Origin of the sequence: Hungatella hominis, from assembly GCF_014288005.1 — a bacterium.
Lineage (GTDB): Bacteria > Bacillota > Clostridia > Lachnospirales > Lachnospiraceae > Hungatella > Hungatella effluvii.
This window is the reverse complement of record NZ_JACOPB010000003.1, coordinates 354,955-368,939: the sequence shown is the minus strand read 5'-3', so window position 1 is coordinate 368,939 and position 13,985 is coordinate 354,955. Positions and strand designations below refer to the sequence as shown.

Sequence of the window (13,985 nt, the reverse complement as noted above, 5' to 3'; positions counted from 1 at the left end):
CGACCTGCTTTAAAAACGCGCATATTAAGAGAGCATATCCGGTAATTTTCACCAGTATCCCAATCTAACGTTTTCCCCCCGTTTTTTTACAACAAAATAGATATTCGGTTGTAAAAGGAGGAAACCATACATGACAGGAATCCGTGAACCATGTTTGCTGCTGTTGTTTTCGTTCTGTCTGACTGCTGCCTGGAGTCCGCCGGCTTGTGGAATGAGCACAATGGAAGATACCCAGGCATCGGAGCGTGTCTTGGGGCAAATAGGCCAATCCGCCGAGGATATGACCGGCAGAATACCTGAGTATGAGGTCTGTGGAGAGAAGCTGCTGGACCAAATGAAAGAGGAAGCTGATTTTTCCGTCTGGAAAGACACCGGGATTATATTCAATACGGTGGAGGAGGCCGTATCCTTTGGCCGCTATTTTTACCGTTATATTTATCTGGGAAAACAGAAGATAAATATAGCGGCAGGTGAGAGTGGGAATGAGAGTACTGTCTATGTACAGTGTGATGATCCCGGCCGGGCCGCCGCACAGCACAGGCAGGTGGAAGCAAGACTGAGGGAAATCGCGGAAGCAGGAGCTGGAATGGGCGAAAGAGAAAAAGCGTCTTTTTTTTATGAATGGGTCTACAGCAATGTGGAATATGACTCGGAGCTTAAGAAGAAAACCGTCTATGAAGCTGTTATTGAAGGGCGTTCCGTATGCTGGGGCTATGTCTCTGCTTACCTGACACTGTGCAGAATGTCGGGGCTTATCTGTGAACCGGTCTATGGAGGGAACCACGCATGGAACCGGGTTCAAATTGATGGGAGGTGGAACTATTGCGATATTACGTGGGACAGGGGCCTGGGCGAACGCCGTTGGAAGCTGGTGCCAGAAGAAGAAATGGAGGCAGATCCCATGCACAGGGGGCTATTGTGAGAACCGGCAAAAGCAGCCGAACCGGCTCCGGGGGTACATTGCGGAAGTATCATCGGATGACCGAATTCCGCAGAGCAGAAAGACGGCGGCAGCTCCAAAGAAAAGTCATTAAAATTTTGACAGTAGCCGGTTTTACGATGCTTGCAGCAGCAAAGGCTTATTCTTTCGTTTCGGAAGGCGCTTCCAGACAGGATTATATTCAGGTACCGCCGCTTACAGAGGTTCTGGAGAGTGCTGAAGCTCCCGGCAGCATAGATGAAACGGCGGAGAGCGCCGCGCTTGTGGAACTGCCTGAAACGGAGGTGGCGAAGGCACCTCTCCCGGAGAGCCGTGCTGATATGGAAGAAATGGTCAATTTAGGTGAATTTGAGATGACCGGCTATTGCGGATGCGATATCTGCTGCGGAACAAAAGCTGTTAAACTGACAAAGATGGAAACCGTACCAAAGCCTGAATATACGGTTGCGGCGGATCCTGAAGTGATTCCCCTGGGAAGCAGTATAGTGATCAATGGTGTGACTTACCATGTGGAAGATGTGGGGCAGGCGATCAAGGGAAAAAGTATTGATATTTTTTTTGCAACTCATGAAGAGGCAATTGAGTTTGGACGTCAGAAAATGACTGTATATTTAAAACAGTCCCTATAAAGGGGTTTTGATAGATAATTTATTGAATTGGATTGGAAGGATAACAGGATGAAAAAAAGGAAATTTACAGTTACGGCTGCCGTGTTTGTATTGTCGGCAATACTCCTGTCAGAGACTCAGATGAAAACTGTGTATGCGGTGGAGGGCTGGACCAATGACAGCGGGGAATGGATGTATCTGGATAAGAGTGACCAGCCGGTGACCGAGGTATGGAAACAGTCAAAGGATTCATGGTTTTATCTGGATTCAGAAGGAAGAATGGTGAGAGACAGCTTCATTGAACTGGGAAATGGACTGTACTATGCAGATTTGGATGGAAGAAGGGTTCAAAACAACTGGGTCTGGTCGGAAGGAAGGGAACCGGAGGGATATGCAGATGGCTGGTATTATTTTGGAGATAATGGAAAAGCGTATCGGAGAACCAGTGGTTTTAAGCGTGTAATTGGCGGAAAGACATACGTATTCGACGAGAAAGGAAAGATGCTTACCGGCTGGATTAATGAGTCAGGAGAATCTCTGACGGAAGATGACAATCCACTGGTTGACGGCCTATACTATGCGGGAGAAGATGGAGCACTGTATAGTAATGTCTGGATGGATTACGGTTCTGTGACGCTGGGAGCTGCCGACGGGCTGGAGAGCAGCATTACCGGACGGAATTACAGCGAGTATAAAGAGGTGTGGCTGTATTTTGACAGTAATTTCAAAAAGCTGAAAAGCAATGGTGACAGAATTAAGCAGAAGACCATCGATGGCAATACTTACGGGTTTGATGAATACGGAATCATGCTTCCATGGTGGAGTCAGGTGGCCAGTGTAAGCAACGCAGACAGAAGTAATCCCACGAGCTCGGAGTCCGCTAAATACTTTGCCAGCTATGACGGCGGACGGCTCTTAAAGAATGCGTGGTTCTGGATGTGTCCTTCGGAAAATCTGGATGAACAGGATTACAGCGATGGAGAGTACAGCTGGTGGCATACGGACCAGAAGGGAGAGGTGTACCGGAACCAGATCAGGAAGGTCTATGACAGGTATTATGCATTTGACGGATTAGGAAGAATGCGCACCGGATTTGTGCTGTTTGACGGGAGGGACGCTTTTGTAGCCTCTTATGATACGAATGACTGGACTGCGGAGAGTTTTATCAATGGTGATCTTTACGGTCTGGAGAAGGCAGATTTATACCTGTTTTCTCCGGATGAACTCAATGACGGTTCCATGCAGACCGGCGCAGAAGTAAAGGTGGAACTGGATGATGGGATTTATACCTTTGGTTTTGGAAGCAACGGCATTGCGTACGGCAGCCGGAATAAACTTCGTAAAACGAAGAACTCCTTTTATATTAATGGTCTGAGACTGGAAGCAGATCCGGAATACGGTTACGGTGTGGTTCAGGAGGACGGAGAGACTTACCGTGTCGTTGGAACTAATGGCAAAATTATGTCGGGAGATAAAAAGGTCATAAAGGACAAAGAAGGCGGGTGGCTGATTCTTTTAAACGGCAGATTCGCAGCCAGAGTAGAAGATGATGATAAGCCGAGGTGGTACAATGGAGACGAAGGACCGGGTTTCTATCATTATGATCAAAGCAGCAAAGAGGACAAGTACTCTGGCGGCCTGATCGTAAATTATGATTCGGATGCGGTTCTGGATAATCTGCCTGATGAGGAACGGCTGAATTTTGAATAGAAAGAGGTTTAGGACAATGGATAAAATTCAAAAAGGTAATTCTGCGGTGAAGGGATTGAAGCTGCGGAGAATTATAAAAAAAGGAACTGCATCCCTGCTTGCCGTTGCCCTTGCTTTTCTGCCGCCGGTACCTGGGCTGACCATAACTGCCTTGGCGGCGGGAACGGAACTTCAACCGGCACAGGGGATGAAAAGCAATGGCGGCGGACTGACAACTGCTTATAAATGGAATCAGAAAAGTACGGGCCGCTTTGATATTGAAGGTATAGAAGACGCCTCGCTGATTGGAGCAGAAAACCCTTATACGGGAGACAGGCTGGCCTCCGTTATAACGACGTACAGTCATGGGGGCTATGAAACGGTTATACAGAAACTGGGCGAATCGGCAGGAAGGAAAGAGGTAAGAATCCCGACCAATGGCGGAGTGCAGACCTTCGACGATCTGGGAGTCGAAATGCAGATGAAGGTATATCCCAGCCTGGATCAGAAATGGATCATGGTCGATTATATCGTCTATAACAAGACAAATAAAGATAACCCGGTTCAGATTGCCAGCGCTACCGATGTACAGGTAGGTGGAAGAAGCGGCGCCGGCGCCGGTGATCCGGCTGATGCCTCCACTCTGACTGCAAACAGCCGCGGGTTTCATATGGTTAATGAACAGACGCAGCAGACATTTGACTGTATTTATAATGACGACAGTCTGGGACTGACAGAACCGACTACAAAGTGGGTAGGAAAATACAACACCAGGAGCAATAATTATTTTACGGATGGGCCTCACAGTGTTTCGAGGGTGGATTCCGAACTGGCCTATTCCTGGACAATTCCCTTAAGACCGTACGAGACAGCAGTCAGAAGGGTAGCATTTGGAGCCAGAGGTCCGTCTTACTACGTATCGGCAGCCTATGGAAACGATAACAGCATTGGCGCTTACGATACGCCCCTTAAGACGCTGGAAGCGGCCATTAATAAGATTGGCAGCAATGTCGGTTATGTCTATATACAGGATTATGGTGAACTGACCTCTGCCGTCACGGTTCCTTCCGGTGCCAATATTACTTTTATGAGTTCCGATTACAGCCGTACGGGTACTCCCATTGATGATATTATAACGGTTCGCAGAAATGCGGGACTGGTATCGGGGCCCATGTTTCGTACAAATGGGGGGACCATGCGTTTCAGCAATCTGGTGCTGGATGGAAACCGGGAAGGAGCCGCAGGCAATACTGCCCCTATCCTTTCTGCGGACAGCGGAACGATCGGTATCATGAGCGGAGCCGCTCTCCAGAATAACCAGGTAAAAGCAAATGGGACAGGAAGCGCGATCCAGATATCAGGAAGCGCGAATCTGGAAATGAACTACGGAACAGTTACCGGTAATATATCAGGCGACAGAGGTGCGGTTAATTTCGACAGTACGGGAAAGTTTACGGTACAAAACCTGGTTACAATTGAAGGAAATACGCTGAGCAGCGGTGAGAAGGCAAACGTATATCTGCCTGCCGGAAAGTATATGACGGTTGCAGGGGATCTGGACGCTTCGGCGATTGGCATTACGACCGCGCAGCTGCCGGACGCCTCGGCGAATGGAACATCGACACAGGACTCCCAGGAGATAAAAGTGGCAGTACCTTTGGCAGGCAGTGCGGTTGATATATCGCCAAGTCCATTCGTGGATAATTTTTCTGCTGACAGGGCGGGAAGTGAAGGAACCGGACTGTATGTTACCTCCGGCACGGCCGGTCTGACAGGAGCCGGCGCAAATCATGACAGAAATACGGTGCTGAAGAAAAATGGCTATCAGATTACATTTTTTATCAAAGATGCAAATACAGGAGGCGGAATCTCCGGTGCACCTGCAATCCCGGCGGTAACGTATGGGTCGGGAGAAAGTGTGAATCTGTCTGTGCCGCCTGAAGTGACCGGCTATGAGCTGGCAGGCATTTCCATTGAACAGGGATTGTCGGCTCTGCTGCAGGCACAGCTTACGCCGGGCAGTGATTATGGCAAAGTGACAGGAACCATGCCTAACCAGGATGTGACGATAGACTATGAATACCGAAAGGTAGATTCCAGCATCAATTTTGAAGCAAACGGGGGAACTCCGCAGCCTCCTTCCCTGACGGGAATGGCCGGCAACAGCATCAACGCGCTGATGCCAAGCGTCAGCCGCTATGGATACGTTTTCCGCGGCTGGAGCACTGTCAATGACTGGGAGCATCCAGACTTTATTACCGGACTTCCGGCAGTGTACCCGGAAACGCCGGTTACATACTATGCAGTCTTTGAACCGGACCCAGGCGTAAAGTTTAACTATACGGTGGAATACTCCAACCAGAACGGTGATATCGTATTTCAGACTGGTACGGAGGAAAATGCGTACAGCGTAGAAGCGGCGATCCAGGCCCGGAAAAAAGACATACATGGATACATCTGGAGTCTGGCGGATTCGGGAACCACGCCGACTGAGTTTAATTACAGCGGAACCAGCCAGCCGATTGGCCAGTTTAATGGTTCAAACGGTACTTTTACGGGAACTATGCCGGGCCAGGATGCTACAGTGCGGTATCGCTATACGGTGGATTACGGCAATGCGGCCGCTCAGTCCCTGCTTACCGTACGCCATGAGACGGCGGGAGGCACTACGGTTTCGGCTGACCAGACATCAGGACACTATCCGGAAGAAACGGTTACAGCCCGGCCTGTGACAAAGTATGGATATGAATGTGTGGATGCGCGCATTGATGCCGGATCTGCGGCAGATGATACAGACGGTCATCTGGTCAGCGGACTTCAGGGAGATTTTGACGACAGCCGGGTCTTCCGTGGAGTGATGCCGAATCAGCCGGTGACAATAACATATCTTTATGAGCCAACAGAGGAGGGATATCCTCTGACTGTGGAATATCAGGACAACGGAACTTCGGATGACAGACTCAAAAATATCCGGGAGCCTCTGGTGCATCTGCATCAGGCGGAGGAAGCGGTGGGACTGGCCTGTGCCCAGGGTCCGGTCACATACCAGCAGCCATACGGCTATCAGATGGCAGCGAAATCGATCAGTCCGGCAACAACCCTGATCAGCTGGAATGGAAATGACTTTACAGGAACCATGCCAAATGACAGCGAGACAGTGGTTTACCGCCACAGCCGTATACCGGCGTTGTGGGCAGATATAACGTATCTTGCAGGAACCCATGGAAGCCTGAATGCGGGAGAGGGTATGTCCTCAGACGTTCGGGCGCAGGGAGATGGCAGCTTTAAGGCCAGTGCCCTGATCAATAATGGTTCGGAGCAGGGAGAAGAATTCGGCTATACGCTGGGGGTAATGAAGGAAAAACATCTGATGCCGGGAACCAGTGCGGATAACTACTATCGTTTGGGAGGCTGGTTTGTGGATGGGAATCACAATGGAATTCTGGATAACGGGGAGACTCTTCTGGATGAAGAAACCCGTTTCACAGGAGAGACTGTTCTGACTGCATACTTTGAAGAAGATCCGTCGAAATGGGTGGATATCCATTTTGAGGCAGGCGCTCATGGAAGTATTCTTGCAGGAGAAACACGGAGTCTCCACACGACCTATGATAGAAAGTGGAGTGATATCACGGGAAGCCTGCCACAGTATGTACCGGAGGTGAATTATCTGGCTGACCGGTGGTATGCAGGGGAGACGCCTGTGACCAGTGAAACAGGCCTTGTAAACGGCCAGGTATATACAATCAGGTTCCGTCCGGATCCGGATATATTCGGGACGGATGTGGCGCAGCCAGAGACAGCGGCCGGGTTAAATACCCGGGGAAAAGGACGGATCACTGTATTTAATACGACCCCGGGATATCAGTATATTCTGACAGATTCATCAGGAAAAATTCTGGAAACGATTCGCGGAAATGAATTGACGGGCCGTGTGGTGTTTGACAACCTGTATCCGGGTGCTGAATATAAGGTATACGAAACAGACGGCGCGGCGCAGATTCAGCCGGAAGGCCAGATTGGAGATGTGGCGGATGCGCTCAGCCCGCCGGCGGAAGTACTGACTCCGGTACTGGAGACGAACTACCAGATTATTTATGATGAGGATGAAGAAGGAAAGACTGTTCTGATCATAAAGCCGGCAGATCAGGATTCGGAATACGCGGTGCTGGACCGTAACGGCCATGTGGTGGAGACGCCGGGGGCAGGAAACGGAGATTTTAAGAAACCCGCTGGAAGTCCTGCATCCTTAACGTTTGCCGGCCTGGACTATAACCGTGAATACACGGCAGTAGCCCGCCCAATGGGAAAGACAGACATCACGGCAGAGAGTCTGAAGGACAGGGGAAGTGTAATAACGACAGATCCGGGCGGAGAACTGGAGCTTCCAAACTACATTGTAGAGGCACAAAACGGCGAAATCATCCAGGTAGGAGCAGAGTCTGTCGGCGTAGGAAGATATGAAGAAGCCCACGAAGGAGACAGGGTAAAGATCACAGCAGAAGAGGTGAACGATGCCGGAGAACAATTCTCCCACTGGGAGACAACGATTGGCATGGCCGGAGATCTGGGAGATAAGACCACGCGAAGAGAAGTCAGCTTTACCATGCCGGATACTAATGTGGTGCTGACGGCGGTCTATAAGCAGCCCAAAGCCTCTCCAAGCAACGCCGCAGTAGTTGATGAGGTAAGGGGAGGAAACCGGAAGGAAACAGCCCTGGATCCAAATGAAATTCCTAGACTGGAGGAAGAATTGACAACAGAGGTGGATGAAGAACTGATGGAGATAAACCGGGCCGATGTTACCTATAAAGTGGTATACAGGAAGAATGCAGTGAAAGCGTCGGAATCGAATGCGGTGAAAGCGTCCGGAAACTATGAAATGGATCATGAAGCAGCCTATAAGGGAGCCTGGGGACTGGATGTACTGATTGAACGGTATGTAAACGGAAGAAAGGTGGCTGGAGAGATTGAACCGGAAGCTTCTTTCCGCACTTATATCCAGATGGGAAAAGGCGACGTTGACATGCTGGACTACCAGCTGTATGAGATTACGGAGAATCCGGGAACCGGAGAGATGGAAGCGGTGCTGGTGCCGATGGAACAGAATCCGGAGGAAACAGGAGGGCTGTATGCATTTACAGCGCATGCGGGAAGCCGTTATGTGATGGTGTATAACCGGGCATACCGGATGTACTTTATCAACAACGTGGCGCTGCCGCTTGAGAACCGGTACCGGTATTCATTCAAGGTACGCCGGGATGAGGCGCCGGAGGATGAATCCTATAACCGTGAGTACAGCCAGATTGCGGAGCAGCTGGAATACTTTGTGAATCCGGACGGGGCGGAGTTCCATTATGAGGGCTGGAGTTACAGCCAGGACCGCTATAAGGAATTTGACCCATCAGCAAGTATCAGACGGAAAACATACGTATATGCATATTACAAAGATAATGTAAAAGAAGTGGACGATACCAGAAAGAAACTGGAGGACGCCATTACAGAAGCAATTCGTGTCAGAGATGATTACTTCCTGAAGCAGGGCGAGAGCAAGGGGCTGAAGGAAGCCGTAGAGGAAGCCCTGGAGGTACTGGACCGTGAGAATCCGAAGGCGACAGCCGGTCAATTGGAAGAAGCGCTTGATAAACTGAAAGAGAAGACGGCGCCGTATGAAGAGATCCTTGACGACCGTTATAACCATTACGATGATATCCAGGATAATGGAAATAAAGGCGGGAATAAAGGCGGAGGCGGAAGCGGAAGCGGATCGAAGCAGAATCCGATTAATACAAAGCGGCAGGAAAGCTTTACATTAGGAACCAATGGAAACTGGGTGGAGGTGAGCGCCCCGGAAGGCGGCGAGCGCCAGATGGCCTTTATGCTGAACGGCGGTATGAGACTAAGCGGAATGTGGGCATGGATCAAGTATCCGGCGGATGGAAGCGGTAATATCTCAGACCGGACCGGCTGGTATCATTTTAACGATAAAGGAATCATGGAGACCGGCTGGATTCGTGATGAAAGCGGAAACTGGTATTACTGCAATACGGAAAAAGAAGGTAATTTCGGAAAGCTGCAGACTGGATGGCGCCATGACGGTGCCGACGGAAACTGGTACTACCTGATACCGACAAACGGAGTGATGGCCACAGGATGGAGAAAGATCGGAGAGAAATGGTATTACTTCGAGACTGCGGGCGCGGGTGTATATGCCTATGACCCGGTGAAGGAAAGATGGAACTACGGCGGAGGAAACGGAAAGCCGCTGGGCTCTATGTATAAAAATGAAATGACACCGGACGGCTGCTTAGTCGGTGACGATGGTGCATGGATACAGTAGGAGGAACTTGATGAGAAGAAAGTTTAACATAAAGTCTAAGCTGGCAGGGGCGCTTGCGGCAGTCATGGTATTTTCCATGGCTGCCCCGGGTATCCCGGTGTATGCGGTAAATTACGGAGAACAGTCTGTCATCGAATTTGATCCGCAGGCGGGACCCAATTTATCTCACTCCAATTACAGCGGTATGCCGAGACGGGATAATGGAGTATCCTTTGCCACAGGCCAGGCAGGTTACCCTTTGACTGCTTCCGGTGATTTTGATGGAATTCCAACAGACGATTTCGGCTCAGGTCAGCGCCCGGAACTTCCGGAATTTAATGTGGAGTGGGCTGGATATACGTTTGACGGCTGGTATAATGAGGCGGGGAATAAGATCCTGTCTCTGCCGTATGCATTTCCCTATACAGAGGTAAGTTCGTACAATGCCGTGTGGAAAGGAAACGCGACAACACCGTTTAAATTTACGGTGATGCACTACAGAGATTTAAATACGGCCAGGGATAATAACAATGACGGCAGCGATTCCAGCGCATGGCCATCAGATGCAGCATCTGATCTCTGGAAATTTTATGAATCTGAAGGCTGGATGAGAGAGGTAATGGCGAATACGCCAATCTCCGCAACTTACCGGAGAGATATTCCGGGTTATCGTTTAAAATCAGTTCTGATAAAAAATAATAAAGTACGAAAGTATGATGAAACAAGCGGTAACGGAACTCTTGACGGTGGAGCCGGTATCAACTCCACAACGAATGCAGTCCGCGGCAGCATGCCGAATGATGACCTGACCGTGGCTTACCGCTATGAACCGGATCCAACCAAAAAATTTGCGGTGAATGTCGAGTATGTAGATGCCTTTGGTGTTGCGATTAAGACTCCGGATACCTATACATTTCCGGCAGAGGCGGAGATCGATATAGCACCGGCCGCGATTAACGCATACACCGTGCAGGGCGGGCAGTTAAAGCCGGGGTTTGAAGGGACGACGGATTTGGAAGGACAGGGCATCTACTCTGCAGCTGATGCAGGGGGGCACTTCAATGAAGCGAAACATTTTACCGGAAAAATGGCGAATCAGCCGGTCACCATTACCTATACGTACAACATTGATCCGGATTTTCGTACCATGCTTCAGGTAAAACGAGTGGATAATCACGGCAATCCTCTGGAAGATGACGAGATACGGGAAATTACCCCGGCGGATCCTGTTATGATAGATGTGCCGGAAAAGACCGGTTACGATTACCCGCCAAACATTCACTGGGATGAGCACTTTACAGGGAATCAGGGAAGCTTTGATACCAATACTGGGAAACTGACGCTGAGCAGCGATATGCAGGGAGGCACAGTGACCATTACATACAATGAAAATCTATCCGATACGACGTACTGGTCCAAAATTGAATACTATAACGGAACTAACGGCACTATATCCGGAGAGATATCACCGAAATTTAAAAAACATGGAACCTATACGCTTGACGAATTGACAGCAGGCATTACACTTTCACCGTCTCCGCATTATCTGTTTGACGGCTGGTATATGGCCAATGCAAATGGAAGCGATAAGACGGGAGAGCGGCTGGAGGGAAGTCTGTCGCTTTCAGGCAATACAAAGCTGTTTGCAAACTTTACAGAAGATCCGAATGAATGGTATGATCTGACCTTTGGGGCAGGGACGCACGGGATTGTTTCGGGCCAGACCTCTATCCATACTGTGAAGGGAACGCTCTGGTCGAATCTGACGCTGCCAACAACGGTTCCTGATCAGAATTATACATTTGCGGGCTGGTTTGATGAAGGCGGAAACCGGGTGCAGGACAGCCAGTCAATTCTGGCCAATCAGCACTATACGGCAAGATTTGTTCCGGCCAACATGACAGATGACGGAATTCTGGCCATGCCGGACGCGAGAGGCTCCGTTGCCGGAGACGGAAGCGGCAGGATTACGGCAGCCGGTGCAAATGTGGGCCGCCGATACGCTTTGACAGATGAAGAATACCGCGTGCTGGAAGTAAAGAATGGGGTGCAGCTGCAGGACAGTGATTTCAATGGACTGTATCCATGCACATCATACTATCTTTATGAACTTGCTTTGGGCGCAAATCCTGCTGTCGGAACCATTCTTCCGGATCATACAGATCCATCCGATTTCGGACCACCAACCCAGGTGAACGTGCCGACGCTCGGCAGCAATTACCAGACGGGAGAGGACACTGTGGAGGGCCGGATGCGGCTAACTGTGAATCCCGCGGCTCCCGATACCCTGTATGCGATTCTGGATATTGACGGAACGGTCATTCACGTGCCCGGAGCCGATGCTGAAGGCTGGGTTGCTTCCGGAAGCCGGCAAAGCGGAGTTGTGTTTGGTAATCTGGAACCCAATCAGTTATATATTGTTGTAGCAAAGCATGTCGGAGAAACCGTGCAGCCGGAAGAACGCAGGATTATGGGGACCCAGGTATCGCTGATCCATGATGGAGAAGAGGAAGAAACTTATACAGTAACTCTGACTAACGGCGGCTATATCGATGAAATTATCAGAGATGGCAATGTAGTTGAGACGGAAGAACATGCGGTGTCCGCGATAGTAAAGAAGGGGGACACGGTAAAAATCAATGCAGAGACCACGGATCATAACGGACAGGCATTTAAGCAGTGGAACACACTGATTGGCAGCCCGCAGATTTTCGCGGTCAGACGAAATCAGCCGTTGACTATGCCGGGACAGAATGTCATCCTGCAGGCTGTCTACCAGACGCCTCCGACGGCAACTCCGGGAAATGCCACGATAGATTATTCCCCTAAGGATGGGAAAAATGCCCTTGATTTATCCGGAAACGCTCTGGATATTCTGATTCAGACGCTGACTGGTAATCATGAGGACCAGACGGCGATGGCAGACGGAATTGATGTAGAATATACTGTTAAATTTAACAGGCGTGCACCGAAGGCTTCGGAATCCAATGCCGTGAAGGCAGAACTGGGAGACGAAGAGTATGTAAAGATACCATGGGCACTAAGCTCTTCACTGGCAAGAAAAGTGGGGGGAACCAATAAGGCGCTTCCGGGGACGGGGAATTTAAAACCGGATATCAGAGTATACAGCGAGATAGACAGTAGCATGCTGGGATATCTGGATTACAGGCTCTGGAAGGTGGAAAACTCTGAAGGGATGCCGGTATGCACCGAAATCCCGATGGACCCCGACCCGAATGACAGCACCGAATCTTTTACCGGAACTGTAGCTTTTGATGCAAGCGTGGGTGCAACCTATCTGCTCACCTATTTAAAGGCCCATGAGATAAAGATCATGGATGGCAGGAGAGCTGCGGTCCACAGACTTAAAGTGAAGTCAGGAACTTCACTGGAAGAATCGGAAGCTTTCGAAAGCCTGAATATCTTTGAAGATTACACAGATCCGGTCACAGGGCTGATTTATGAATACAAGGGACTGGGAAAGACAGAGACAGCAGCATCTGCATACGATATTACTGCTCCGGTAACGAGGTCCGAGGCACTGTATGTGCTTTATCAGGCCTCTGATGATACGGAATGGCAGGCGGCAAGGCAGAAGCTGATGGAACAGATTGCCGCCGCACAGGCGCTGAAAAACAATACCTCGGTAAGTGAGGAAAACAGACAGATATTAAGTGACGCGGTGGATGCGGCGCTGGAGACAGCAAACCGGGTATACCGTCCAACTTTGGAGGAACTTCTGCAGGCATATCAGACATTAAAAGCAGTTGTGGACTCCATCAGTTCAGGAGGAGATCCCAATGAACCGGAGGAGCCCGATAATCCGGACAAGCCGGGGAAACCCGATAATCCGGAAACACCGGATCATTCCGGCGGAGGAAGCGGGGGCGGATCAGGGTCAGGACGCAGCGGACGAAGTGTGGGTCCCGGCCATACCTTTAACAGCTACAGAACATATTATGAAGGGACAGACGGATACTGGGAACAGACTGGTACAGATGCAGGCCGCTGGGGATTTATCCTAAGCAGCGGACAGAGGCTTAAAAACAGATGGGCGAATGTAAAGTATGGAAACTCATCTCAGCTTTATACCTACCATTTTGATGCAGAAGGTTTTATGGATATCGGCTGGTATCAGGATACAGACGGACAGTGGTTTTATCTGAATGCTGAACAGGGAACAGAACATGGCCGTCTGAAAATTGGCTGGTATTTTGATACAAAAGATGCAAAGTGGTATTATCTGAATCAGTTTACCGGCGGAATGCTTACAGGCTGGCAGAATCTGGGCAATGACTGGTATTTCTTAAGCCCGGTAAGTCTGGCGGGGCAGCCGTATGGCTCATTGTATACAGGAGGAATCACACCGGATGGATATCCTGTAGATGAAGACGGAAGGTGGATCAGGGAGACACCATAAGGGGGCCGG

5 protein-coding genes are annotated in these 13,985 nt (G+C 49.9%); all 5 read left to right on the top strand.

Translation table 11 applies throughout. The features are described 5' to 3' along the window. Window positions 1–130: 130 nt before the first annotated feature. The 5 genes from H8S75_RS09635 to H8S75_RS09615 all read left to right on the top strand — a co-directional run bounded on the left by H8S75_RS09635 (window position 131) and on the right by H8S75_RS09615 (window position 13,976). On the top strand, window positions 131–922 hold the full coding sequence (locus H8S75_RS09635) for a transglutaminase domain-containing protein (RefSeq protein WP_187021083.1): 792 nt from the start codon (window positions 131–133) through the stop codon (window positions 920–922). A 137-nt stretch (window positions 923–1,059) separates the two neighbouring features. Further along, on the top strand, window positions 1,060–1,569 hold the full coding sequence (locus H8S75_RS09630; RefSeq protein ID WP_243270218.1) for a 3D domain-containing protein: 510 nt from the start codon (window positions 1,060–1,062) through the stop codon (window positions 1,567–1,569). A gap of 48 nt (window positions 1,570–1,617) precedes the next feature. Next, window positions 1,618–3,258, top strand: coding sequence for a cell surface protein (locus H8S75_RS09625; RefSeq protein WP_187021081.1), 1,641 nt, complete (start codon window positions 1,618–1,620; stop codon window positions 3,256–3,258). Between the two features lie 16 nt (window positions 3,259–3,274). Next, window positions 3,275–9,577, top strand: coding sequence for an N-acetylmuramoyl-L-alanine amidase family protein (locus tag H8S75_RS09620; protein WP_187021079.1), 6,303 nt, complete (start codon window positions 3,275–3,277; stop codon window positions 9,575–9,577). Between the two features lie 10 nt (window positions 9,578–9,587). Next, window positions 9,588–13,976 (top strand): N-acetylmuramoyl-L-alanine amidase family protein, encoded by a 4,389-nt coding sequence (locus tag H8S75_RS09615; RefSeq protein WP_187021078.1) that lies wholly within the window; start codon window positions 9,588–9,590, stop codon window positions 13,974–13,976. The last annotated feature ends 9 nt before the right edge of the window (window positions 13,977–13,985 follow it).